The organism is Castellaniella defragrans 65Phen, from assembly GCF_000612685.1.
Classification (GTDB): domain Bacteria; phylum Pseudomonadota; class Gammaproteobacteria; order Burkholderiales; family Burkholderiaceae_B; genus Castellaniella; species Castellaniella defragrans.
The window spans coordinates 443,466-465,524 of the sequence record NZ_HG916765.1; the positions used below are offsets into that span (position 1 = coordinate 443,466).

Genomic DNA, 22,059 nt, shown 5'->3' on the forward strand with positions numbered 1-22,059 from the left:
TTCTGCTTCTCCTCTTCCCCTCCCTATCGAAGCGGATGTTCCCGGGATGCCGCCAGGCATCCCTTTTTTTATCGTCATTTCCAGGGAACCGGCCGCGCGGGCCTGTAACATACCCACTGGATGGTTTGAGCGCATTCCTTCATCATGAAAATCGGCCTGCTGGTATTCGGCCTGGCGGGGCTTCTGGCCCTGGTGTCCTTCATGCCCCCCCTGGCGGGCCGTCTGCGCCTGCCTTATTCCGTGCTGCTGGCCATCGTCGGCTTCATCCTGGGCGTCATCATCCACGTGCACGGCTGGGCGCCGGGCGTCGTGGCCGACTTCCTGGATACGCTGCAGCACTTCGAGATCTCCTCCGAGACCTTTCTGTTCGTCTTCCTGCCCGTGCTGCTGTTCGAGACGGCGCTGGCGACGAACCTGCGGCGGCTGCTGGACGACATCAGCCCCATCCTGGTGATGGCCATCGTGGCCGTCGTGGTCTGCACCGTGGCGGTCGGCTTCTCGCTGGCGGCGATTTCCACCTACGGGCTGGTGGTCTGCCTGATGCTGGGCGCCATCGTCGCCACCACCGATCCGGTGGCGGTCGTGGGCATCTTCCGCGAGGTCGGCGCGCCGCGCCGCCTCACCAACCTGGTCGAGGGCGAGGCGCTGTTCAACGACGCGGCCTCCATCGCCCTGTACTCGGTGCTGCTCAGCGTGCTGTTCGGCGGCACCGCGCCCGCCGTGACGGAGATCTTCCGCGGCTTCATGGTCAGCTTCCTGGGCGGCGGCCTGGCCGGCCTGGTCATGGGGCGGGCGGCCATCGAGCTGTTCCGCTGGCTGCGCGGCTGGCCCGCGGCCGAAGTCACCCTGACCGTGGCGCTGGCCTACCTGACCTTCTTCATCGCGGAGCACTACCTGGGGGTGTCGGGGGTGGTGGCCACCGTGATCGCCGGCCTGGTGGTGGGCTCCGGCGGCCGCACGCGCATGTCGCCCACCACCTTCGAGCAGCTCGAAGGCGCCTGGGCGCAGTTCGGCTTCTGGGCCAATTCCCTGATCTTCCTCTTCGCCGCCATGCTGATCCCGCGCATGATGGCGGAAATCACCTGGATGGAAGTCCTGCTGATCCTGGTCGTGTTCATCGTCACGCTGTGCGCGCGCGCGGTGATCATCTACGGCCTGCTGCCCCTGCTGGGGCGGCTGCGGCTCAGCACCGAGGTGAGCCCGTCCTACCGGGCCGTGATGCTGCTGGGCGGCCTGCGCGGGGCCGTGTCCCTGGCGCTGGCGCTGGCCGTCACCGAGCAGCCGGCCGTGCCCCACGAGGCGCGGCAGTTCATCGCCGTGGCCACGACCGGCTTCGTGCTCATGACCCTGTTCATCAACGGCCTGACGCTGCGGCCGCTGATCCACCGGCTGGGGCTGAACCAGCTCTCGCCCGTGGACCGGACCCTGCGCGACCAGGCCCAGGTGGTGGAACTCGAAGCCCTGCGCCTGAAGATCGACGACATCGCCCACAACGAGCACATCGGCAGCGAGGTGCTGGAGCGCCTGCACGCGGTGTTCGACGCCAGCCAGGCCAGCATGGACGCCACGCAGGTGCATCAGCTGTCGCGCGACCAGAAGGTCGCCGTCGGCATGGGCATGCTGGCGGGCCGCGAGGAAGAGATGTTCTTCGAGACCCTCAAGGCCCAGGTGGTGGACTGGCGCACGGCCGAATCGCTGCTGGCGCGCGCCGAGCGGCTGGGGGACGCGGTGCGCTCGGGCGGCCTGCGCGGCTTCGAGGCGGCGATCGACGGCGACCTGCGCTATTCGCATGGGCTGCGGCTGGCGCTGCGCCTGCACCACCTGACCGGCTGGCAGGGCTGGCTGGTGCGCGAGCTGGCCCAGCGGTTCACCAACCTGATGTGCAAGTGGTCCGTGGCGCGGCGCCTGATCCAGTTCGCCCGCACCGACGTGCAGCCGCTGCTGGGGGCGGAGGTCACGGAAATCATCGTGGCCGCCCACCAGCGCCGCCTGACGCTGCTGGAAGGCGCGCTGCAGGCCCTGGCGCTGCAGTACCCCAACTACGCCCAGTATCTCCAGGAAGCCTATCTCGCGCGCATGGCGCGCGCCATGGAGCGCATCCGCTACCGCGACATGCTGGCGCACAACCTCATCAGCGGGGAAACCTATTCCGACCTGATCCAGCAGGCGGATGCGCGCTGGGGGAAGCTGGAAAAGAGCGGCGTGCTGGACATCACCATGAGCGCGGCGGCGCTGGTGCAGCGGGTGTCGCTGTTCGAGGGCATGGACGAGCGCACCATGGCGGCCATCCGCCGCGTGCTCAAGCCCCGCCTGGTCGTGCCGGGCCAGGAAATCCCCACCCGCTTCGGGCGCAGCCGCGCCATGTATTTCGTCGCCTCGGGGGCGGTGGTGCTGGACCTGCCGGACGGCACCACGGCCGAACTGGGCAGCGGCCAGATCTTCGGGGAAATGGCGCTGGTCATGGACCAGGACTTCCAGGCGCGGGCGCGGTCGCTGGGCTACAGCCGCCTGCTGATGCTCCAGGAACGCGACTTCAAGCGCCTGCAGCAGCAGTATCCGATGCTGCGCGAGAAGATCGAGCAGATCGTGCGCCAGCGCCTGCGGGCGGTGGAGGTCTGGCAGCAGTTCGAGTCCGGCGAGCGCCAGCACGAGCCCCTGCCCGATCTTGCCCGGATCGCGGCGGCCGATGCGGCGCTGGCTGGCGCGGCGCAGGCGCCGGCCGACGCGCCGCCCACGGCGGCCTGAGCCTACAGCAGCAGCTTGATGTCGTGGGCCATGTCCTCGGGCGTCAGGGACGGCCCGAGCAGGGCGCGGGCCTCGCCCTCGCGGTCCATCAGGTAGAAGGCCGACGAGTGGTTCATGGCGTAGTGCTCGGGCGTCGGCCCGGGCTCCTTGGCGTAGAAGGCCTTGAAGGAGCGCGCGGTCTTGTCCAGCTGTTCCGGGGTGCCGGTCAGGCCGACGAAGGACGGATCGAAGGCCTGCACGTAGGCGCCCAGGATTTCAGGCGTGTCGCGCGCCGGATCCACCGAGACCATGATGACGCGTACCTCGCCGGCCTTGTCGCCCAGCAGCTGCAGGGCCTGGGCGGCCTGCGCCATGGCGGTGGGGCAGACGTCGGGGCATTGCGTGTAGCCGAAGAACACCAGCAGGACCTTGCCCCGGAAGTCGGCCAGCGTGCGCCGCTGGCCGGTGGTGTCGATCATGTCCAGGTCGCGCCCCAGCTGGGAGCCGGTGATGTCGTTGCCCTCGAAGGGCAGCGGCTCGGCCTTGGAGGAGCAGCCGGGCAGGGCCAGGGCGAGGGGCAGGGAGGAGAGCGCGGCGGCCAGCAGCCTGCGGCGCGGAAGCGAGAACGGCATGTCCATCATCCAGGTCGGTGAATCGGCCGGGGCGGCGCCGCGGCGCGCGCCCGGGTCGGGGTTCCGCCGGGTCGGCCGGGAGGACTCGTTCAGAGGCTTTCCAGAACCAGGCCGACCCAGTGATCCAGCAGCAGCGCGGCGAACAGCAGCGCCAGATACAGGATCGAATAATGGAACAGTTTACGCGCCCTGGCGTCGGAGTAGTTTCGATATAGCGCAAGGGATTGCCACACGAAGCGGCCGCTGAGCAGGCAGGCGGCGGCGAGGTAGGCCGGACCGCTCATGCGCACGACGTAGGGCATCACGGATGCCGCGAACAGCGCGATGCTGTAGAGCAGGATGTGCAGCTGGGTGAAGTTCTGCCCGTGCGTGACCGGCAGCATGGGCAGGCCGGATTTCTCGTAGTCGTGGTGGCGGTACAGGGCCAGCGCCCAGAAGTGGGGCGGCGTCCAGATGAAGATGATCAGCACCAGCAGCCAGGCCTCGGCCGGCACGGCGTCGGCCATGGCGGCCCAGCCCAGGGCCGGCGGCATCGCGCCCGAGAGGCCGCCGATGACGATGTTCTGCGGCGTGAGGGGCTTGAGGATGGCGGTGTAGATCAGGGCGTAGCCGACGAAGCTGGCGAAGGTCAGCCACATGGTCAGCGCATTGACCTGGGTGTACAGGATCCACATGCCGGCGCCGCCCAGGATCCCGGCCATCAGCAGGACCTGGTGGCTGCCGATCTGGCCGGAGGCCGTGCCGCGCCATGCCGTGCGCAGCATGCGCGCGTCGGTCTCGCGCTCGACCAGGCAGTTGATGGAGAAGGCGGCCGCCGACAGCAGCCAGATGCCCACCGTGGCATTCAGCGCCAGCCAGGGATCGGGCAGGCCCGGCGTGGCCACGAACATGCCGATCACGGCGCAGAACACGGCCAGCTGCGTGACGCGCGGCTTGGTCAGCGCCAGGTACTGGCGCAGCAGGGAAGGGGGGCGGCGGGCGGCGGCGGTGGTCATGCTAGGCATTCTAGGCGCTTCCGGCGGCTTCGGGGCGCCCGGCGGCTAATGGGTTTCCCTGCCTTCCGGCGCTTCCGCGCGGCTGCGGGCGCCCGCGCGCGACAGGCGCCACAGCAGCGTGACGCCCACCAGGACCAGGCCGGCGGCGCCGCCGTTGTGCATCACGGCGATCAGCAGCGGCCATTGGAAGAAGATCGTGGTCAGGCCCGTCAGCATCTGCAGGGCCAGCAGCGCCAGCAGCAGGCGCGCCGGGCCGGCCAGGCCGGGCGTGCGGCGCCAGCGCCAGGCCAGCACGCCCAGCAGGGCCATGACAAGGAAGGCGAAGTTGCGGTGCGTCCAGTGGATGGCGGTGAGCGCGTCCTGGGAGATGAGTTCGCCGGACGAGAGCTGCCCCAGCCCGCGCAGCAGGGCGTAGCCCTCGCCGAAGTCCATGGGCGGCAGCCAGGCGCCGTGGCAGGTGGGGAAGTCCATGCAGGCCAGCGCCGCGTAGTTGGTGCTGACCCAGCCGCCCAGCGCCACCTGCAGGAACAGCACGGCCAGCCCCAGGATCATCCAGGCGCGCCCCGCGCCCGGATCGGCGGGGACGGGGGCGTGGGCCTTTTCCCGGGCGGCCAGCCAGGTCATCAGGGCCAGCAGGCTCATGCCCAGCACCAGGTGCGTGGTCACCACCAGCGGCATCAGCCGGTGGGTGACGGTCCAGGCGCCGAAGGCGCCCTGGACGCACACCATGACCAGCGTCCAGCCGGCCAGCGCCGGGCTGCGGCCGGGCAGGCCGCGCAGGCGCCAGGCGCACACGGCGATGGCGATGATGAGCAGGCCCAGGAGGGCGCCCGCGTAGCGGTGGATCATCTCGATCCAGGCCTTGAAGGCGCTGACCGGGCCGTAGGGCATGGCCTCCAGGGCGGCGCGGATGTGGTCGCCGGCGCCCAGGGGGCTGAGATGGCCGTAGCAGCCCGGCCAGTCGGGACAGCCCAGGCCGGAATCGGTCAGGCGCACGAAGGCGCCGAACATGATCAGGTCCAGCGTCAGGAACCAGGTCAGGAACACCAGCCTGCGGTAGCGCGCGAGCAGGCGCGGGCGCCGCCCCGGGCCGTCGGCCGTGCGCCGCGGCGCGGCGGGCGCCGGGGAAGCGGGGGAGAGGGGGGAGGTCGTGGGGTCCATCAGCCGATCCGGGAGTTCCTCAGCAGCGTGCGGATGTCGTCGCGCACGGCCTCGGGCTGCTGCGCGTCGGGGAAGCGCATCATCAGGTGGCCCAGGGGATCGACGATCCACAGCCCCTGCGCCAGGGCAGCGGCGGGATCCGCCGCCTCGGGCGCCAGCCAGGCCGCCAGCCGGGCCGGGTCGGCACGCAGGACGTGCGTGCCGGCGTAGGCTTCGCCGACCACGGCGGCGGGGGGCGCGTCGTCGGTGATGAACCAGACGCGTTCCAGCCGGTCGACTTCCTTGCCCTGGCTGGCGTGGGAATTGCGCAGCACGAACAGGCCGCGCACGCAGGATTCCGGGCAGGCGCCGGGGCCCGTGCTGATCAGCAGCCACTGGCCCTTGAGCCGGTTCAGGTCGTAGGGCCGGCCCTGCGCGTCCCGCAGGTCCAGGTCGCCGGGGATGGGGCGCTGCGGCTCGATCAGCTGGCCGTAGTGCGTGCGCGTTCCGGGGCGCAGGCCCAGGGACGGCACGTAGTAGGCCAGCAGCGCGAACACCAGCGGCGCCAGGCTGACCAGCAGGATGGCGATGAGCGGACGGATGGAGCGGCGGCGTGCGGTGGCGGTCGTCATGCGTGCGGAGGAAGTGGGCGGCGGCGCAGGATGCGCCAGGCCGTGATGCCGGCCGCGACCAGCGCGATCGCGGCGAAGCTGAACCATTGTAGGGCGTAGTTGTAGTTCTGGCCGGCCTGCGTCGAGGGGCCGGGCCAGTCCTGGACCAGGCCCGCGTCCCGCGTGGGCGCCTGCTGCAGCACGACCGGCAGCAGGTCCAGGTCGGTGGCCGCCGCCAGCGTGTCCAGCGGCAGGTTCTGCAGGCGCGGCGGCTGTCCGTCGGCCGGAGGGAAGGGCGCGGGCAGGGCCGCGTCGGGCCGGCCGGTCAGGCTGCCCAGGTCGAACAGGCGGGGCACCCGGTGCAGCAGCGTGCCGTGGACCTCGACGGGGCCGGCGGCCGCGCTCAGGTCGGGCAGCGCGGCGGGCGGCAGCGGGCGGGCGACCCAGCCGCGCAGCACCAGCACGGCGGTGCCGGGGCTGCCCTGCAGTTCCAGCGGGGTCGCCACCCACAGGCCGGGCAATCCTTTGAGGTTGCGATTATCAAGGAGTACAGTAAATGGATTCAGCCAGCGGCCGCGGGCGCTGGCCGGATGCCAGTCGGGGCCGTCGCGGTGCTGCGCATCCAGCACCCGGGCCGGCGCCCGGCGGCCCGCCTCGATGGCGGCCAGCAGCGCTTCGCGTTCATGGGCGCGGCGCAGCTGCCACTGGCCGGCTCCGATGCAGGCCGCGCCCAGCAGCGCCAGCAGGACCAGGGCCAGGACGGCCTTCGTGCGGGGTGCGGGTCGCGGCGGGGTCATACGGTGCTTACATCCTGGTGTTGCGGGGAATACCCATGAAAATCGTGATCGTCGTGCTGTTCCTGGGAGTGCTGGTCAGCCTGGGGTCGGCCCTGAAGTATCTCATGCAGGACCGGGGGCGCACGGACCGGATGGCCTGGGCCCTGACGTGGCGGGTGGGATTGTCGATCCTGCTGTTTCTCTTTCTGCTGCTGGCGCATGCCCTGGGCTGGATCAATGCGACGGGGCTGCGGGTGGGATGAACCCGGACGCGGGGCAGTCCCTGCGGACCGCCCCGCGCCGGGTGACTCCGAGCGGCTTGCGAGCCGCGAGGTGAAGAGCGGCTTCGGCTGACGCCGGACCCTGCTTGCTTCCCCGCGGATCGGCTACAGCCAGTACACGAAGATGTACAGGCCCAGCCAGACCACGTCCACGAAGTGCCAGTACCAGGCGGCGCCCTCGAAGCCGAAATGGTGCTCGGCGGTGAAGTGCCCGCGCACCAGCCGCAGCCAGATCACGGTCAGCATGGTGGCGCCCAGGATCACGTGGAAGCCGTGGAAGCCGGTCAGCATGTAGAACAGCGCGCCGTAGGCGCCCGAGGTGAAGCGCAGGTTCAGTTCGGTGTAGGCGTGGTGGTATTCGTAGGCCTGGCAGGCGACGAAGGCGAAGCCCAGGATCACCGTCAGGGCCAGCCAGAAGATCGCCTTGGAGCGGTGCGCCGCGCGCAGGGCGTGGTGGGCGATGGTCAGGGTGACGCCGGAGGACAGCAGCAGCGCGGTGTTGATGGTGGGCAGCCAGAACGGTCCCACGGTCTGGAAGGGCGCGATGGTGCCGGCCGGCCCCTGGTTCGGCCAGGCGCCGCTGAAGCCCGGCCACAGCAGGGTTTGCGTATCCAGCGTGCTCAGCCACGGCGTGGTGACCTCGCGGGTGTACCACAGCGAGCCGAAGAAGGCCGAAAAGAACATGACCTCGGAAAAGATGAACCAGGTCATGCTCCAGCGGTAGGAGTGGTCGATGCGCTGGCTGTTCAGGCCGCCTTCGGATTCGCGGATGGCGTCGCCGAACCAGCCGTAGAGCACCACGAACAGGCTCAGGATGCCGATCAGGCAGAGCCAGGGGCCGATCGCGTAGCTGTTGACCCACAGGGCCGCGCCGACCAGGGTGGCCAGCATGCACAGGCTGGCCCGGATCGGGTGGACCGAATCCGGCGGGACGTAATAGTAGGGGGCCTCGCCGGCGTGGGCCGTGTGGGCGGTGGTCATCGTTGTCTCTCCTCTGGGTCTTCCGTCTTCAGGCCGTCGCCAGGCGCACGGCCCCTATCAGCAGCAATACGAACACCGCCCCGCCGACCAGGCCCGCCGCGATCAGGTGCGAGGGGCGGATGTGCGACAGGTCCTCGTCGTGGCCGGAGCGCTTGCGCAGCCCCAGAAACGCCCAGGCGACCGTGCGCATCGAGCGCAGGAAGGTGTTGCGCGGTTGCGTCATGACACGATCCCGTACAGGTTCGCGCGCACGAAGGTCCAGACCAGGATGGCCACGGCGAACAGGGCCAGGATCCATCCGGTGCGGCGGTTGCGGCGGCGTTGCTCGGGCGTCATGTCGGGGTCTCTCAGCGGCCGGCCTCGAATACCGGCGGCGTGACGAAGGTATGGTGGGGCGCGGGCGAGGGCACCGTCCATTCCAGGCCTTCGGCGCCTTCCCAGGGGTTGGCCGCCACCCGGGCGCCGTTGCCGCGCACCGCCTTGATCACGACGTAGGCGAACAGCAGCTGCGACAGGCCGAACCAGTAGGCGCCGATCGTGGCGATCTGGTGGAAATCGGTGAACTGGGCGGCGTAGTCCGCGTAGCGGCGCGGCATGCCGGCCAGGCCGAGGAAGTGCATCGGGAAGAAAGTGATGTTGAACGAGATCATCGTCATCCAGAAGTGCCACTTGCCCAGGCGCTCGTCGTACATGTGGCCGCACCACTTCGGCAGCCAGTAGTAGGTGGCGCCGAACAGGGCGAACAGCGAGCCGGCCACCAGCACGTAGTGGAAGTGCGCCACCACGTAGTAGGTGTCCTGCACCTGGATGTCGATCGGCGCGACCGCCACCACCAGCCCGGTGAAGCCGCCGATGGTGAACACGAAGATGAAGCCGATGGCCCACAGCATGGGCGTCTCGAAGCTCATGGAGCCGCGCCACATGGTGGCCGTCCAGTTGAAGACCTTGACCCCCGTGGGGATGGAGATCAGCATCGTGCCGTACATGAAGAACAGCTGCGCGGTGACCGGCATGCCGGTGGTGAACATGTGGTGCGCCCACACCAGGAAGGACAGGATGGCGATGGCGCAGATGGCGTACACCATCGATGCGTAGCCGAACAGGCGCTTGCGGGCGAAGGTGGGGATGATCTGCGACACGATGCCGAAGGCCGGCAGGATCATGATGTAGACCTCGGGGTGGCCGAAGAACCAGAACACGTGCTGGTACAGCACCGGGTCGCCGCCGCCCGCCGCGTTGAAGAAGTGCGTGCCGAAGTGGCGGTCGGTGAGCAGCATGGTGACGGCGGCGGCCAGCACCGGCATCACGGCCAGCAGCAGGTAGGCGGTGACCAGCCAGGACCAGCAGAACAGCGGCATCTTCATCAGGCTCATGCCCGGCGCGCGCATGTTCAGGATGGTGACGATGATGTTGATCGCGCCCATGATGGACGACGCGCCCAGGATGTGCACGGCGAAGATGGCGAAGTCCATGCCCGGGCCCATCTGCAGCGACAGCGGCGCGTACATGGTCCAGCCCGAGGCGTTGGCCCCGCCCGGCACGAAGAACGACATCGTCAGCAGGATCGCGCCCACCGGCAGCAGCCAGAAGCTGAAGTTGTTCATGCGCGCGAACGCCATGTCCGAGGCGCCGATCTGCAGCGGGATCATCCAGTTGGCGAAGCCCACGAAGGCGGGCATGATCGCGCCGAAGATCATGATCAGCCCGTGCATGGTGGTGAACTGGTTGAACAGCTCGGGCTGGAAGAACTGGATGCCGGGCTCGAACAGTTCCGTGCGCAGCAGCAGGGCCAGCGTGCCGCCCTCCAGCAGCATGCAGAACGAGAAGATCAGGTACATCGTGCCGATGTCCTTGTGATTCGTTGCGAACACCCAGCGCCGCCAGCCCTGCGGGACGTGGTGGGCGTGTTCGTCATGCCCGGTGTGGGGCGGGATGTGATCGACCGTGACGCTGCTCATGAATGCCTCCTTCCTGGGGCGCGCCGCCTTCCGGGCGGCGCGAGGAAAACTCTGTGAATTCGCCGTTGGGTTGTCCGGATCAGCGCAGCGCCTTGACGTCGGAGGGCTGCACGACGGGGTCGGGGCCCTTGCCGGCGTTGTCCCAGGCGTTGCGCGTGTAGGTGATGACCGCGGCGATCTGGGTGTCGCTGAGCTGGTCGCGGAAGGCGGCCATCGCCGTGCCCGGATGCCCGTTCAGCACCGTCTCGATCTGGCCTTTCATCGGCGCCAGCACGAATTTGACGTCTCCGTTCAGGGCCGGGAAGGTGCCCGGGATGCCCTGGCCGTTGGCCTGGTGGCAGGCCACGCAGGTGGTGGAGAAGACTTCCTTGCCCTTGGCGATCAGCTCGTCCTTGGACCAGGTCTTGTTCGGGTCCTCGGCGGCGGCCGCCATGGCGGTTTTCTGCTGCGCGGCCCACTGGGCGTAGTCTTCCTGGGACTTCACCTCGACCACGATGGGCATGTAGGCGTGGTTCTTGCCGCAGAGTTCGGCGCACTGGCCGCGGTAGATGCCGGGCTTCTCGGCGCGGAACCAGGTGTCGCGCAGGAAGCCGGGGATGGCGTCCTGCTTGACGCCCAGTTCGGGCACCATCCAGGCGTGGATGACGTCGGCGGCCGTCAGCACGACGCGGACCTTCTGGTTGACCGGCACCACCAGGGGATGATCGACTTCCATCAGGTAGGTGTTGCCGATGGGCGCCTTGCCGTCGATCTGGTCCTGCGGCGTGGACAGGTTCGACAGGAAGCGCACCCCCGTCGCCGGGCCGTCGAGGTATTCATACCCCCACTTCCACTGGTAGCCGGTGGCCTTGACGGTGAGGTCGGCGCTGGTGGTGTCCTTCATGGCGACCACGGTGCGGGTGGCCGGGATGGCCATGCCGACGATGATCAGGAAGGGGATCACCGTCCAGGTGAGTTCCAGGCCGAGGTGCTCCTCGAACTTGGCGGCCTTGTGGCCCTTGTCCTTGCGGTGGCGGATGATGGAATACAGCATCACGCCGAACACGCCGATGAAGATCAGCGTACAGATGACCAGCATCATCCAGTGCAGGGAATAGATTTCCCGCGCGATGGGCGTGACCCCGGTGTGGAGGTTCAGCTGGTTGACCGCCGGACCTCCCGGCATGTCCTGAACCTGTGCCCCGGCGACTGTCGCCCACGACAGCGCGACCATGCCCAACGACCCTCTGACCATCTTCATGTTGTCCCTTTGGTTGGCGTGTATTTTTCAGGGTCGGTTGATCTTCGTCAAAGAAAGGCGAGAGAACGAGCCGATCCCGCACACATGGCTGGATCGCCAAGCCGTACAATGCACCGCGGCAAACTGGGTATCCTTATAAGCCTGAAGGGATTATAGCCACTGGCCGGGGCTTGTACAGGCTGGGCCGTGCTCCGCCCGCCGGCTTTTCCGGGTTTCCACCAATCTCCGCCGTGCGAGGATTCGCAGATTCGTCAGGCTTGGAGGCATCTCCAGCCGTGGCATCCCTCCACCTCGCGGCGTGCCGCCGCTCCGATTCACCAGGCATTGGACAGTCCGCAGTGGACTGTCCAACGTCCGGGTTCATCCACCTCGCGGCTTGCACGCCGCTCGGATTCACCAGGCATTGGACAGTCCGCAGTGGACTGTCCAACGTCCGGGTTCATCCACCTCGCGGCTTGCACGCCGCTCGGATTCGTCCGGCACGAGGCAGTCCGCAGGGACTGCCCCGTGTCCGGACTCATCCACTACAATGCGCGGATGGATTCCACTGCAGCGGTCTTCGCCTTGAACGACCTCCAGGCGCGCAATGCGCGCCTGGTCCGCCGCGCCCAGCAGCTCCCGCCCGCGGGCGCCCGGCCGGCCACCATCGCGGGGCGGGTCGGCGGCTGGATCGGTCCGGCCGCGCTGGCGGCCGTCGCGGGCCTGCCCGGCGTGCGGGTCGAGCCCGAAGCCGTGCATTTCACCGCCGCGCCCGCCGCGCGGCTGGGCCTGGACGCCGTGCTGCGCGGCGTGGCGCTCGCCCTGCGGGACGCGGGCTGCATTCGCGCCTGGCGCGACGAACTGCTGGACGTCATGGCCGAAGGCCGCCCGCTGGGGCGCATCGAGCGCGGCGCCGTGCGGCCCCTGGGCCTGCTGACCCAGGCCGTCCACCTGAACGGCTGGTCGCCCGACGGATGCCTGTGGGTGGCGCGCCGCGCCCTCGACAAATCCACCGATCCCGGCCTGTGGGACACCCTGGCGGGCGGCCTGGTCGCCGCCGGCGAGGACCCCGAATCCGCGCTGCTGCGCGAAACCCTCGAAGAAGCCGGCCTGCCGGCCGTGGCCGTGGCGGCGCACGGGCCGCTGCGCATGGTGCTGCGCATGCACCGCCGCCTGGACGACGGCTACCAGGTCGAAAACGTGCTGCTCAGCGATTGCGTGCTGGAGGCGGGCGCCGCGCCCCGGAACCTGGACGGCGAGGTCCTGGAATTCCGCTGCCTGGCGATGCCGGAGCTGTGGGATATGATCACCCATGGCGCCTTCACGCTGGAAGCGGAACTGGCCATCCTGGATTCGCTGCGGCACCGCCTGCGGGCCGCGTCCGGCGGGGCGACCCCCTAATATCAATTCCGGCATGGTGCCGGCGGAGGCAATCCATCATGGCGCAAGAATCCACCAATCCCTTCGTGCTGCCCGGTTTCGGCCAGCAGGGCGAGGCCGCCCGCAATCCGCTGTTCGCCGGCCTGGACATGATGCGCCAGGCCTGGCAGAACATGGCGGGCGCCGGCGGCCTGGACGCCGCTCAGCTGACGCCGATGTCGCTGGAAGACCTCGAACGGCGCATCCGCGAGCTGCAGACGGTGCAGAACTGGCTGCAACTGAACGCCACTATGCTGGCCAACACCATCCAGGGCCTGGAAATCCAGCGCAGCACCCTGAAGACCCTGAAATCCTTCGCCGGCGGCGCCTTCGCGGGCGCGGAGGCGGCGTCCGCCGGCTCCGCCGATGCGGCGGACGCGGCCGGCGCGGCCGGGGCGGAATACGCCCGCGCGGCGGGCGACTGGTGGAACATGGTCCAGCAGCAGTTCGAGCATCTGGCGAGCGCGACCGCCGCCGGCCTGCAGGGCATGGCCGAATCCGCCGAGCAGGCGGCCGCCCCCGCCGCCCAGCGCGCCCCGGCCCGCAAGAAGCCGGCCGCCGCGGCGCGCAAGGCGCCGGCCGGGAAATCCGCGGCCAAGAAGACCGCCCGGCGGACGCGCGCCTAGGACCCGGCCCGCTTCATCCCCCGGACCCGCCCGGCCCGCGCGGCCGGCCCGCCGGCTCCCCGTCCGATTCCGGCTCCGTTTTCATCCCCGTTTCCATCCCTGTCTCCACACCCACGCGTCCTTTCATGCTGAACATCATCATTCTGGCCGCCGGCCTGGGCAAGCGCATGCAGTCCGACCTGCCCAAGGTCCTGCATCCGATCGCCGGCCGGCCCATGCTGGCCCACGTCCTGGATTCGGCGCGCGCCCTCTCGCCCGACCGGATCGTGGTCGTCACCGGCCACGGCGCCGAGCGGGTCCAGGCGGCCTTCGCGGGGCAGGACCTGTGCTTCGCCCTGCAGCAGCCCCAGCTGGGCACCGGCCACGCCGTGATGCAGGCCCTGCCGCAGCTGCTGGAAGGCGGCGCGGACGACGTCAGCCTGGTGCTCTACGGCGACGTGCCGCTGGTGCGCGCGGACACCCTGCGCGCGCTGCTTCAGGCGCGCGGCGAAGGCCTGGCGCTGCTGACCGAGACTCTGGCCGATCCCGCCGGCTACGGGCGCATCGTGCGCGACGGCGAGGGCCGCATCCGCCGCATCGTCGAGCACAAGGACGCCCGCCCCGACGAACTCGCCATCCGCGAGGTCAACACCGGCATCCTGGCCGCGCCCACGGCGGCGCTGCGCGACTGGCTGGGGCGGATCGACAACCGCAACGCCCAGGGCGAATACTATCTGACCGACGTCGTCGGCCTGGCCGTCGCCGACGGCGTGCCCGTGTCGCACGCCCAGCCCTCGGCGGGCTGGGAGACCCTGGGGGTCAACAGCCGCGTCCAGCAGGCCCAGCTCGAACGCATCTGGCAGGGCGAGCAGGCGCGCGTGCTGCTGGAGCAGGGCGTCACCCTGGCGGATCCGGCCCGCTTCGACCTGCGCGGCTCGCTGGCGTGCGGACGCGACGTCTTCATCGACGTGGGCTGCGTCTTCGAGGGCGAGGTGCACCTGGCCGACGGCGTGCGCATCGGGCCGCATTGCGTGATCCGCGACGCGCGCATCGGCGCGGGCACCACGCTGGACGCCTACACCCACGTCGAGGGCGCGCGGGTGGCCGAGGCGGCCCGCATCGGACCCTACGCCCGCCTGCGGCCGGGGGCCGACATCGGCCCGGACGCCCACGTGGGCAATTTCGTCGAACTGAAGAAGACCCGCCTGGGCCGGGGATCGAAGGCCAACCACCTGGCCTACCTGGGCGATGCCGAGATCGGCGAGCGCGTCAACGTCGGCGCGGGCACGATCACCTGCAACTACGACGGCGTCAACAAGTTCCAGACCGTGATCGAGGACGACGCCTTCATCGGTTCGGACACCCAGCTGATCGCGCCGGTGCGGGTGGGCAAGGGCGCCACGTTGGGCGCGGGCACGACGCTGACGCGCGATGCGCCCGCGGGCGAGCTCACCCTGTCGCGGGCGCGGCAGCAGTCCGTGCCGGGCTGGAAGCGGCCGACGCGGAAGTCTTGAGCCTGGATTCGGCGCCTGGGCCCGCCATGCCGGTGCCATGTTCAAAGCGTGGCATCTCTCCACGTCGCGGCCTGCATGCCGCTCCGATTCGTCAGGCGCCGGGCAGTCCGCAGGGACTGCGCGGCGTCCAGACTCATCCCGGGCATCCGAATCGAACGGGACACTAGACGGGGACCGTCATGCGCATTCTGCATCTGAACATGGAAAAGGGCTGGCGGGGCGGCGAACGCCAGACCCTGCTGACCCTGCGCGGGCTGCGCGCGGGCGGCCACGAGGCCGCGCTGGCGGCGCGCGCGGGCGGCCCGCTGGCCGAGCGCGCCGCCGCCGAGGGCATTCCGGTGCACGCCTGCCGCGGTGCCCTGGGCCTGGCGCGCGTGCTGCTGACGGCAGGCTGGCGCTACGACGTGCTGCACGCGCAGACGGCCCAGGCCATGAGCCTGCTGGCGGCGCTGCGGCCGGTGCTGCGCGCCGCCCTGGTGTTCACGCGCCGCACGGCGTTCGACGATCCGGGAGCGGCGGGCCGCCACCGCTGGAAATGGGCGCGCGCCGACGCGCTGGTGGCGATCAGCGAGGCCGCGGCGGCGGCGCCCCGGGCGCTGGGCCTGGCCGTGACCGTCATCCCCAGCGCGGTCGAGGCCGCGCCGGCCGACCCCGGCGGGATGCGCGCGCTGCGGACGCGCTTCGGCCTGGAGGGCCGCCGCGTGCTGGCCACGGCGGCGGCGCTCAGCCCGGAAAAGGATCCGCTCACCCTGATCGAGGCGGTCGCCCTGCTGCGCCGCGATCATCCGGACGTGCTGTGCCTGCACTGCGGCGCCGACGGCGCGGCCGCCGACGCGGCGCGCGCGCGCGTGGCGGAACTGGGCCTGGAGGATCACTACCGGTTCGCGGGCTTTCTGCCGCAGGTGGCCGATGCGCTGGCGCTGGCCGAGGCCTACGTCAGCAGTTCGCGCTTCGAGGCGCTGGGCACCAGCGTGCTGGACGCCTGCCTGGCCGGCCTGCCGGTGGTGGCCACGGACGTCGGCGGGCACCGCGAGATCCTGGCGCCCGACTGCGGGCTGCTGGTCCCGGCGGGCGACGCCGCGGCCCTGGCGCGCCGCATCGCCTGGGTGCTGGACCATCCCCAGGCCGCCCGGGCCATGGGCGGGCGGGCGCGGGAGAGGGCGGCGCGGGAATACGCCGTGCCCGCCATGGTGGCGCGCTACGAAAGCCTGTATCGCGCGCTGCAGCGGGCGTAGCGCCCTGCGCCACCGTGGCGTCCTTCGCCTCCGGAGGGGGATGGCCCCGCAGGGCCGTCGGGCCGGGCCGGCTGCGCCTGCCCGCACCGGCCGCTACAGCGGCCGCAGCGTCTCGCGGTACTGCTGCGCGCGCTCGGCGTAGCTGCGCGCGCTTTCCGCCAGATTGGCGACTTCCTCGTCGCTGAGGGTGCGCACCGCCTTGGCCGGCGCCCCCAGGATCAGCGACCGTTCCGGGAAGGTCTTGCCTTCGGTGACCAGGGCGCCGGCGCCGACCAGGCTGTGGCGGCCGATCACGGCGCCGTTCAGGACCACGGCCTGGATGCCGATCAGCGCGCCGTCCTCCACCGTGCAGCCGTGCAGCATGGCCTGGTGGCCCACGGTGACGTTGCGGCCGATGCGCAGCGGCCTGCCGGCGTCCACGTGCAGCACGGCGCCCTCCTGGACGTTGCTGTTCTCGCCGATGGCGATGGGCTCGTTGTCGGCGCGGATCGCGGCGCCGGGCCAGACGCTGGCGCCGGCCCCCAGCGTGACGGCGCCGATCAGGGTGGCTTCGGCCGCCACGAAGGCGGACGGGTCGATGTGCGGGGTCAGGTCCCCCAGGGCGTAACAGGTCATCGGGTGGTCTCCGGGCGGGCCGCGCGGCGCGCGCGCCCGGCCGTCGAGGGGCCGGGCCGGCGCGGGCGGCGGGGTGTGTGCCGATCGTAGCACGCCCGCGCGGCGCGCCCGTCCGGCGTCATGGGCGGCCCTATAATCGCGCCATGACGACCCGCATCCTCATCGTACGCACGTCCTCGCTCGGGGACCTGGTGCACATGCTGCCCGCCATCAGCGACATCGCCCGGCACGTGCCGGATGCGTCGATCGACTGGCTGGCCGAGGAAGCCTTCGCCGAAATCCCGTCCTGGCACCCGGCCGTGCACGAAGTCATCCCGGTGGCGCACCGGCGCTGGCGCAGGCACTGGTGGGCGGCCGACACCCGGCGCGAGCGCGCGGCCCTGCGCGCCACCCTGGGCGCGCGCCGCTACGACGTCGTGCTGGACATGCAGGCCCTGATGAAATCCATCTGGCTGGTCCGCCAGACGCGCGGCGTGCGCCACGGCCTGGACTGGAAGTCCGCGCGCGAGCCGCTGGCCTCGCTGTTCTACGACGTGCGCCACCGGGTGGAATTCTGGCAGCCGGCCATCGTCCGCCAGCGGGCGCTGGCGGCGGCCGCGTTCGGCTACGCGGTCGAAGGGCCGCCGGATTTCGGCCTGCACGCCCTGACCGACGGCGTGGCGATCGAGCCGGCCGCCCTCATCATGCCGTCGGCCAGCCGCGACGACAAGCTCTGGCCCGACGCCGACTGGCGGCAGGTCTTCGACGACCTGCAGGGGCGCGGCCTGGCGCTGCGGCTGCTGGCCGGCAACGAGGCCGAGCAGGCGCGCGCGCAGGCGCTGATCCGCGGACGGGCGGACGCGGCCGTCCTGCCGCGCATGGGCCTGCGCCAGGTGGCGGACCAGCTCGCCCGGGCGCGGATCATGGTGGGCCTGGACAGCGGCCTGACGCACCTGAGCGCCGGCCTGGGCCGCCCGACCATCGGCATCTACAAGGCCTCGACCCCGGTGCGCACGCCGCTGCAGGGGCCGGCCTACACCGCCAGCCTGGGCGAACGCGGCCAGGCGCCCGACGCCGGCCGCGTGCGGGCCGCCATCGCCGAGGCCCTGGACGAGGCCCGGGCCGACCCGCCCCGCGCGGATTCCCCCGCCCCGATGGGCGGGGCCGGGTGAGCGGCGTGCCGGCCGCGGCCCGGCCGCGCGGGAGCGCGTGATGCGCGCGCTCTATTCCCTGCTGCTGCGCATCCTGTCGCCCCTGCTGCTGGCCTGGATGGCCCTGCGCGCCCGCCGCGCCGGCGGCCGCTGGTCGGTGCTGGGCGCGGCGCGCTTCGGCTGCTACCCGGGCGCCGCGCGCGATCCCGGCGCCGTCTGGGTCCATGCGGTCAGCCTGGGCGAGACCCGGGCCGCCCACCCGCTGATCCGGGCGCTGCTGGATCGCGGCCACCGGGTGCTGCTGACGCACCTGACGGCCACCGGCTGGGCCGAGGGCGGGCGCGTCTACGCGGCGGAGCTGGCCGACGGCCGGCTGCGCCAGGCCTGGCTGCCCTACGATTTTCCCGGGGCGGCGCGCCGCTTCCTGCGCCATTACCGCCCGGCGGTCGGCGTGCTGATCGAGCGCGAGGTCTGGCCCAATCTGGTGCATGCCGCCGCGCGCGCCGAGGTGCCGCTGGTGCTGGCCAGCGCCCGCATGTCGGCGGCCTCGCTGCGCGTCACGCTGCGGCTGGGCGCGCTGCTGCGGCCCGCCTACGGCGCGCTGACGCGCACCTACGCCCAGTCGCTGGCCGACGCCCGGCGGCTGGAGCGCGCCGGCGCGCGGCAGGTCGCCGTGTCGGGCAATTTCAAGTTCGACCTGCGGCTCGACCGCGAGCGCATGGACCGGGGCGCGGACTTCGCCGCCCGGCTGGGCCGGCGCATCGTGGTCATCGCCAGCACGCGCGAGGGCGAGGACGCGCCCTTCGTCGAGGCCATCCGGCGCGAGATCGAGCAGCGGCGCGCCCGCGGCGAAGACTGCGGCCGGCCGCTGCTGTTCATCCTGGTGCCGCGCCATCCGGAGCGCTTCGAGGCCGCCGCCGGGCTGCTGCGGGCCGCGGGCCTGCCCCATGTGCGGCGCAGCCGCCTGCTGGAACTCGGCGACGGCGGCAGCACGGCCGTCGAGGCCTGCCGGGACGCCGCCGTGATCCTGGGCGACACGCTGGGCGAGATGGCCTGGTACTACGCCTGCGCCCAGGTGGCGATCGTGGGCGGCAGTTTCGCGCCGCTGGGGGGGCAGAACTTCATCGAGGCCAGCGCCCAGGGCCGGCCGGTCCTGGTGGGGCCGCACACGGCCCATTTCGAGCAGGCGGTGGCCGACGCGCTGGCCGCCGGCGCCATCGCCCGGGCGGCCGATCCGGCCCAGGCCGTGCGCCAGGCCCTGCGGTGGCTGGACGATCCGGCCGCCCTGCACCGCGTGGGCGAGGCCGCGCGCGACTGGGTCCGGCAGCATGCCGGCGCGGTGACGCGCGTGGTGGACGGCATCGAGGACCTGCTGGCGCGCCCGCCGCGGCGCCCGCCCGGCGCCTGAGGTCCGGATCAGGAATCCGCGTCGGGCAGACGGGCCGGCATCAGGCCGTGGTATTTCCGGCCCAGCGCCAGCGTCGCCTGGAAGAAGCCTTCCTTGCAGCCGCAGTCGTAGCGGACCCCTTCGTAGCGGTGGGCCAGCACGCGGCGCTGCTTCAGCAGCTCGGCGATCGCGTCCGTGAGCTGGATCTCGCGGCCCACGCCGGCCTGGGTGTGGCGCAGGTGATCGAAGATTTCCGGTTCCAGGACGTACCGGCCGACGACGGCCTGGTTCGAGGGCGCGTCCTGCGGGGCGGGCTTTTCCACGATGCGTTCCACCCGCGTGTTGCGCGCGTCGATGGCCGTGCCGGCGATCATGCCGTACTTGCGGCTGTCGGCCGGGTCGATGGTCTGGATGGCGAGCACGCTGCCGTCGTGCTGGTGGGCGGCGTCCACCAGCTGGCGCGTGACGGAGGTGTCGGCGTCCAGCAGGTCGTCGGCCAGCAGCACGGCGAAGGGTTCGTTGCCGACGATGGGCTCGGCGCACAGGACCGCGTGGCCCAGGCCCAGCGGCTGGGCCTGGCGGGTGTAGATGCAGTGGACGTGCGGCGGCAGGATCGTGCTGATCGTCTCCAGCAGGGCCTGCTTGCCCTTGGCTTCCAGCTCGGCCTCCAGTTCGGGCATGCGGTCGAAGTGGTCCTCGATGGCCCGCTTGTGGCGGCCCGTGACGAAGATCAGTTCCGTGATGCCCGCGGCCAGGGCTTCCTCGACGGCGTACTGGATCAGCGGCTTGTCGATGACGGGGAGCATTTCCTTGGGCATGGCCTTGGTGGCCGGCAGAAAACGGGTGCCCAGGCCCGCGACGGGAAAGACGGCTTTGCGGATGGGTTTCATCAGGGGGTGGCGGTGGGAGGGATGGGTGCGCCCAGGATCAGGGCCTGCTGGTTGCGTTGCGACAGCGGCCGGGGCGTGCGCCCCTGCTCGGCCGGCGGTGGACCGAAGAAGCCCTGTCCGTAGGCCAGCAGCGCCAGGTTGGCGACGACGGCGAGTGTCAGCAGGAAACGCATGCGTGGATGGAAATGAGATGCGGAAACGCTGGTCAGTATATCAGCGGTCCTCCGCAGGTTCAGCGGCCGGGCCGGCCCCTGCCGGCGGGCGGGCCAGGCTGGCCAGGCCGTCCAGGACGGGGCTGTCCAGCCGGCACGGCGGCGCGGCGTCCGGGTCCATGCGCGCCAGCGCCGCCCGCAGTTCCGCCTGGACGCGCGGCCAGTCGCCGCCGCTCACGAACAGCAGCGGCCGTGCGCCGGAGCAGGCCTCGGCGGCCAGGCGCCGCTGGCGCAGCAGCGCGCCGGCCTGGGCGGCCGCGATGCCGCTGGCGATGGCGGCGTCGGTGTCGGTCGGGAAATCGACGGGCTCGCCCCGGGCCAGGGGCAGGTCGGCGGTGCCCTGGGACAGGCTGCGGGCCATCAGGGCGGCGCCCGGCAGGATCAGCCCGCCGATGAAGGCGGGTCGCCGCCCGCCGCCGGCCTGCGTCCGCCAGGCCAGGGTGTCGATCGTGGTGGCGGTGCCGAAGCTGGCCAGGATGCAGGGGGCGCCCGCCCGCCAGGCCGGCTCGTCCTCGACGTGTTGCAGCAGGCCCAAGAGGCCCAGCCAGCGGTCGGCCCCCAGCCGCGCCGGCTGGCGGTAGCCGTTCAGCAGCCGGTCGTGCCCGTCGCGGGTGTCGTGCCAGCGCACGGGCAGGTCCCAGGCGGCGCGGCAGGCCCGTTCCAGGGCGTCGCGCACCGCGCCGCCGGCGACGTTGGACCCCAGGATGCGCCGCGGCGTGAAGTCCAGGCGCGCGGCCAGGCCGGGCAGCTCCGCGTGTTCCAGGACCAGGGGCGGGGCGCTGCGGCGGGACTCGCCGGGCGCCAGCCAGGCGATCTTGACCCGGCTGTTGCCGGCGTCGATCAGCAGGATCATCGCTGCAGCCGCACGGAGATCTCGCCCACCGAGATGGCCTGCACGCCGTCGGCGTTGCGCAGCAGCAGGCGGCCGTCGCCGTCGATGCCGCAGGCCGCGCCCGTGTGGCGCAGGCGGCCGTCGTCGAGCACGTCCAGCATGCGTCCCGCCAGGCCGTCCACTTCCGCGTAGCGGGCGGGCAGGTCGGCGAAGCCCCGCGCGGTGGCGTGGTTCAGCGCGTCGTACCAGGCGCGGGCGGCGCAGGCGGCTAGGTCCGCGGCCGTGGCGTGCGCGGCGGCGGAGTCCTCGGCCGCGATTTCGGCCCAGTCCGCGATGCGCCGGTCCAGCGATTGCGAGAGGGCGCGCGCGTCCTCCAGGTTCAGGCCCATGCCGATGATGATGAGGTGGTGGTCGGCGGCCTGGGCGGTGCCCGAGCGGGTGGACTCGATCAGGATGCCGGCCAGCTTGGCCTGGTCCCAGAGCAGGTCGTTGGGCCACTTCATGGTCAGGCGCGTGCGGTGGCGGGCGTCGAGGCGCGTGCGCAGGGCCTGACAGGTGGCCATGCCGATCAGGGGGGCCAGCGTCGGCAGCTGGCGCGCCGGCAGGAAGACGTCGAAGGCGCAGGAAAACATCAGGTTGGCGCCGATGCGGTTCTGCCAGGTGCGGCCGGCGCGCCCGCGCCCCTGGGATTGCAGGTGCGTGCCCAGCAGCCAGGGACGGTCCGGCGGCCCGCCGTCGCGGCGCGCGAGCGCCAGCAGGTCGGCGTTGGTCGAGCCGGTCTGTTCCAGCCAGTCCACCTGACGGAACTGTGGCAGGATCTCGCGCAGGGTCGCGGCCATGACCCCGGGGGGCGGCAGGACGCGGGCGGGATCGGGGGAGGGGCCGGTCATATGGGTAGAATGG

General features: G+C 71.5%; 23 protein-coding genes. 8 read left to right on the forward strand and 15 right to left on the reverse strand.

Going from position 1 to position 22,059, the window contains the following annotated elements; all coding sequences use genetic code 11:
- Window positions 1–144: 144 nt before the first annotated feature.
- A complete protein-coding gene (locus BN940_RS01930) occupies window positions 145–2,745 on the forward strand; it encodes a cation:proton antiporter (RefSeq protein ID WP_043679575.1) in 2,601 nt (866 codons plus the stop codon).
- A 2-nt stretch (window positions 2,746–2,747) separates the two neighbouring features.
- Here BN940_RS01930 and BN940_RS01935 read toward each other — a convergent pair whose 3' ends face one another.
- The 5 genes from BN940_RS01935 to BN940_RS01955 form a co-directional block, all read right to left on the reverse strand.
- Window positions 2,748–3,362, reverse strand: coding sequence for an SCO family protein (locus tag BN940_RS01935; RefSeq protein ID WP_043685509.1), 615 nt, complete (start codon window positions 3,360–3,362; stop codon window positions 2,748–2,750).
- 83 nt (window positions 3,363–3,445) lie between these two features.
- Window positions 3,446–4,351, reverse strand: a complete 906-nt coding sequence (cyoE, locus tag BN940_RS01940) for a heme o synthase (protein WP_043679577.1) — start codon at window positions 4,349–4,351, stop codon at window positions 3,446–3,448.
- A 45-nt stretch (window positions 4,352–4,396) separates the two neighbouring features.
- A complete protein-coding gene (locus BN940_RS01945; protein WP_084330453.1) occupies window positions 4,397–5,512 on the reverse strand; it encodes a COX15/CtaA family protein in 1,116 nt (371 codons plus the stop codon).
- Window positions 5,512–6,123 carry an SCO family protein gene (locus BN940_RS01950; RefSeq protein ID WP_043679578.1) on the reverse strand — a complete coding sequence of 204 codons (612 nt, stop codon included), beginning with the start codon at window positions 6,121–6,123 and terminating at the stop codon, window positions 5,512–5,514. The genes BN940_RS01945 and BN940_RS01950 overlap by 1 nt, the downstream gene beginning before the upstream one ends.
- On the reverse strand, window positions 6,120–6,899 hold the full coding sequence (locus BN940_RS01955; protein ID WP_052355525.1) for an SURF1 family protein: 780 nt from the start codon (window positions 6,897–6,899) through the stop codon (window positions 6,120–6,122). Before BN940_RS01955 ends, BN940_RS01950 begins: the two co-directional genes overlap by 4 nt.
- A gap of 35 nt (window positions 6,900–6,934) precedes the next feature.
- Here BN940_RS01955 and BN940_RS01960 point away from each other — a divergent pair, with 35 nt between their 5' ends.
- The gene (locus BN940_RS01960; protein ID WP_043679581.1) at window positions 6,935–7,141 is read left to right on the forward strand and encodes a twin transmembrane helix small protein; all 207 of its coding nucleotides are present in this window, start codon (window positions 6,935–6,937) and stop codon (window positions 7,139–7,141) included.
- A gap of 123 nt (window positions 7,142–7,264) precedes the next feature.
- Here the strand turns inward: BN940_RS01960 and BN940_RS01965 are convergent, their stop codons facing one another.
- The 5 genes from BN940_RS01965 to coxB all read right to left on the reverse strand — a co-directional run bounded on the left by BN940_RS01965 (window position 7,265) and on the right by coxB (window position 11,338).
- A complete protein-coding gene (locus tag BN940_RS01965) occupies window positions 7,265–8,140 on the reverse strand; it encodes a cytochrome c oxidase subunit 3 (RefSeq protein WP_043679584.1) in 876 nt (291 codons plus the stop codon).
- Window positions 8,141–8,168: 28 nt separating this feature from the next.
- On the reverse strand, window positions 8,169–8,363 hold the full coding sequence (locus tag BN940_RS01970; protein ID WP_043679586.1) for a DUF2970 domain-containing protein: 195 nt from the start codon (window positions 8,361–8,363) through the stop codon (window positions 8,169–8,171).
- Window positions 8,360–8,476, reverse strand: coding sequence for a cytochrome oxidase small assembly protein (locus BN940_RS19605; RefSeq protein WP_043679589.1), 117 nt, complete (start codon window positions 8,474–8,476; stop codon window positions 8,360–8,362). Before BN940_RS19605 ends, BN940_RS01970 begins: the two co-directional genes overlap by 4 nt.
- Window positions 8,477–8,487: 11 nt before the next feature.
- The gene (gene ctaD, locus BN940_RS01980) at window positions 8,488–10,098 is read right to left on the reverse strand and encodes a cytochrome c oxidase subunit I (RefSeq protein WP_043679592.1); all 1,611 of its coding nucleotides are present in this window, start codon (window positions 10,096–10,098) and stop codon (window positions 8,488–8,490) included.
- 79 nt (window positions 10,099–10,177) lie between these two features.
- Complete coding sequence (gene coxB / locus BN940_RS01985) at window positions 10,178–11,338, reverse strand: cytochrome c oxidase subunit II (RefSeq protein WP_043679595.1); 1,161 nt, start codon at window positions 11,336–11,338, stop codon at window positions 10,178–10,180.
- A 507-nt stretch (window positions 11,339–11,845) separates the two neighbouring features.
- Between coxB and BN940_RS01990 the strand changes: the two genes are divergently transcribed.
- The 4 genes from BN940_RS01990 to BN940_RS02005 all read left to right on the forward strand — a co-directional run bounded on the left by BN940_RS01990 (window position 11,846) and on the right by BN940_RS02005 (window position 16,090).
- Window positions 11,846–12,718, forward strand: a complete 873-nt coding sequence (locus BN940_RS01990) for an NUDIX hydrolase (RefSeq protein WP_242404248.1) — start codon at window positions 11,846–11,848, stop codon at window positions 12,716–12,718.
- Between the two features lie 38 nt (window positions 12,719–12,756).
- Window positions 12,757–13,362 carry a PhaM family polyhydroxyalkanoate granule multifunctional regulatory protein gene (locus BN940_RS19175; RefSeq protein WP_043679601.1) on the forward strand — a complete coding sequence of 202 codons (606 nt, stop codon included), beginning with the start codon at window positions 12,757–12,759 and terminating at the stop codon, window positions 13,360–13,362.
- 125 nt (window positions 13,363–13,487) lie between these two features.
- Entirely contained in the window at window positions 13,488–14,855 is a 1,368-nt protein-coding gene (gene glmU / locus BN940_RS02000; RefSeq protein ID WP_043679604.1) for a bifunctional UDP-N-acetylglucosamine diphosphorylase/glucosamine-1-phosphate N-acetyltransferase GlmU, read from the forward strand.
- Window positions 14,856–15,034: 179 nt separating this feature from the next.
- Window positions 15,035–16,090, forward strand: a complete 1,056-nt coding sequence (locus BN940_RS02005; protein ID WP_043679607.1) for a glycosyltransferase family 4 protein — start codon at window positions 15,035–15,037, stop codon at window positions 16,088–16,090.
- Between the two features lie 93 nt (window positions 16,091–16,183).
- Here the strand turns inward: BN940_RS02005 and BN940_RS02010 are convergent, their stop codons facing one another.
- Complete coding sequence (locus BN940_RS02010) at window positions 16,184–16,705, reverse strand: gamma carbonic anhydrase family protein (RefSeq protein WP_043679609.1); 522 nt, start codon at window positions 16,703–16,705, stop codon at window positions 16,184–16,186.
- A 143-nt stretch (window positions 16,706–16,848) separates the two neighbouring features.
- Between BN940_RS02010 and waaC the strand changes: the two genes are divergently transcribed.
- Both waaC and BN940_RS02020 read left to right on the forward strand, forming a co-directional pair.
- Window positions 16,849–17,856, forward strand: a complete 1,008-nt coding sequence (waaC, locus tag BN940_RS02015) for a lipopolysaccharide heptosyltransferase I (protein WP_052355527.1) — start codon at window positions 16,849–16,851, stop codon at window positions 17,854–17,856.
- A 40-nt stretch (window positions 17,857–17,896) separates the two neighbouring features.
- Window positions 17,897–19,243 carry a 3-deoxy-D-manno-octulosonic acid transferase gene (locus BN940_RS02020; protein ID WP_323029389.1) on the forward strand — a complete coding sequence of 449 codons (1,347 nt, stop codon included), beginning with the start codon at window positions 17,897–17,899 and terminating at the stop codon, window positions 19,241–19,243.
- Window positions 19,244–19,251: 8 nt separating this feature from the next.
- On the opposite strand, the gene galU is transcribed toward BN940_RS02020, so the two are convergent.
- Genes galU through BN940_RS02035 form a run of 4 tightly spaced genes read right to left on the reverse strand, consistent with a single transcriptional unit; the run spans window position 19,252 to window position 22,046 of the window.
- Complete coding sequence (gene galU, locus BN940_RS02025) at window positions 19,252–20,112, reverse strand: UTP--glucose-1-phosphate uridylyltransferase GalU (protein ID WP_043679613.1); 861 nt, start codon at window positions 20,110–20,112, stop codon at window positions 19,252–19,254.
- On the reverse strand, window positions 20,112–20,285 hold the full coding sequence (locus BN940_RS19370) for a hypothetical protein (protein WP_170288551.1): 174 nt from the start codon (window positions 20,283–20,285) through the stop codon (window positions 20,112–20,114). The genes galU and BN940_RS19370 overlap by 1 nt, the downstream gene beginning before the upstream one ends.
- Before the next feature lie 40 nt (window positions 20,286–20,325).
- The gene (locus BN940_RS02030) at window positions 20,326–21,177 is read right to left on the reverse strand and encodes a type III pantothenate kinase (RefSeq protein ID WP_043679615.1); all 852 of its coding nucleotides are present in this window, start codon (window positions 21,175–21,177) and stop codon (window positions 20,326–20,328) included.
- The gene (locus BN940_RS02035; protein WP_043679617.1) at window positions 21,174–22,046 is read right to left on the reverse strand and encodes a biotin--[acetyl-CoA-carboxylase] ligase; all 873 of its coding nucleotides are present in this window, start codon (window positions 22,044–22,046) and stop codon (window positions 21,174–21,176) included. The genes BN940_RS02030 and BN940_RS02035 overlap by 4 nt, the downstream gene beginning before the upstream one ends.
- Between the last annotated feature and the right edge of the window lie 13 nt (window positions 22,047–22,059).

Coding starts and splice junctions, on each gene's coding strand:
- BN940_RS01930 (WP_043679575.1), top strand. CDS start 145: ATGAAAATCGGCCTGCTGGTATTCGGCCTGGCGGGGCTTCTGGCCCTG.
- BN940_RS01935 (WP_043685509.1), bottom strand. CDS start 3,362: ATGGACATGCCGTTCTCGCTTCCGCGCCGCAGGCTGCTGGCCGCCGCG.
- cyoE (WP_043679577.1), bottom strand. CDS start 4,351: ATGACCACCGCCGCCGCCCGCCGCCCCCCTTCCCTGCTGCGCCAGTAC.
- BN940_RS01945 (WP_084330453.1), bottom strand. CDS start 5,512: ATGGACCCCACGACCTCCCCCCTCTCCCCCGCTTCCCCGGCGCCCGCC.
- BN940_RS01950 (WP_043679578.1), bottom strand. CDS start 6,123: ATGACGACCGCCACCGCACGCCGCCGCTCCATCCGTCCGCTCATCGCC.
- BN940_RS01955 (WP_052355525.1), bottom strand. CDS start 6,899: ATGACCCCGCCGCGACCCGCACCCCGCACGAAGGCCGTCCTGGCCCTG.
- BN940_RS01960 (WP_043679581.1), top strand. CDS start 6,935: ATGAAAATCGTGATCGTCGTGCTGTTCCTGGGAGTGCTGGTCAGCCTG.
- BN940_RS01965 (WP_043679584.1), bottom strand. CDS start 8,140: ATGACCACCGCCCACACGGCCCACGCCGGCGAGGCCCCCTACTATTAC.
- BN940_RS01970 (WP_043679586.1), bottom strand. CDS start 8,363: ATGACGCAACCGCGCAACACCTTCCTGCGCTCGATGCGCACGGTCGCC.
- BN940_RS19605 (WP_043679589.1), bottom strand. CDS start 8,476: ATGACGCCCGAGCAACGCCGCCGCAACCGCCGCACCGGATGGATCCTG.
- ctaD (WP_043679592.1), bottom strand. CDS start 10,098: ATGAGCAGCGTCACGGTCGATCACATCCCGCCCCACACCGGGCATGAC.
- coxB (WP_043679595.1), bottom strand. CDS start 11,338: ATGAAGATGGTCAGAGGGTCGTTGGGCATGGTCGCGCTGTCGTGGGCG.
- BN940_RS19175 (WP_043679601.1), top strand. CDS start 12,757: ATGGCGCAAGAATCCACCAATCCCTTCGTGCTGCCCGGTTTCGGCCAG.
- glmU (WP_043679604.1), top strand. CDS start 13,488: ATGCTGAACATCATCATTCTGGCCGCCGGCCTGGGCAAGCGCATGCAG.
- BN940_RS02005 (WP_043679607.1), top strand. CDS start 15,035: ATGCGCATTCTGCATCTGAACATGGAAAAGGGCTGGCGGGGCGGCGAA.
- BN940_RS02010 (WP_043679609.1), bottom strand. CDS start 16,705: ATGACCTGTTACGCCCTGGGGGACCTGACCCCGCACATCGACCCGTCC.
- waaC (WP_052355527.1), top strand. CDS start 16,849: ATGACGACCCGCATCCTCATCGTACGCACGTCCTCGCTCGGGGACCTG.
- BN940_RS02020 (WP_323029389.1), top strand. CDS start 17,897: ATGCGCGCGCTCTATTCCCTGCTGCTGCGCATCCTGTCGCCCCTGCTG.
- galU (WP_043679613.1), bottom strand. CDS start 20,112: ATGAAACCCATCCGCAAAGCCGTCTTTCCCGTCGCGGGCCTGGGCACC.
- BN940_RS19370 (WP_170288551.1), bottom strand. CDS start 20,285: ATGCGTTTCCTGCTGACACTCGCCGTCGTCGCCAACCTGGCGCTGCTG.
- BN940_RS02030 (WP_043679615.1), bottom strand. CDS start 21,177: ATGATCCTGCTGATCGACGCCGGCAACAGCCGGGTCAAGATCGCCTGG.
- BN940_RS02035 (WP_043679617.1), bottom strand. CDS start 22,046: ATGACCGGCCCCTCCCCCGATCCCGCCCGCGTCCTGCCGCCCCCCGGG.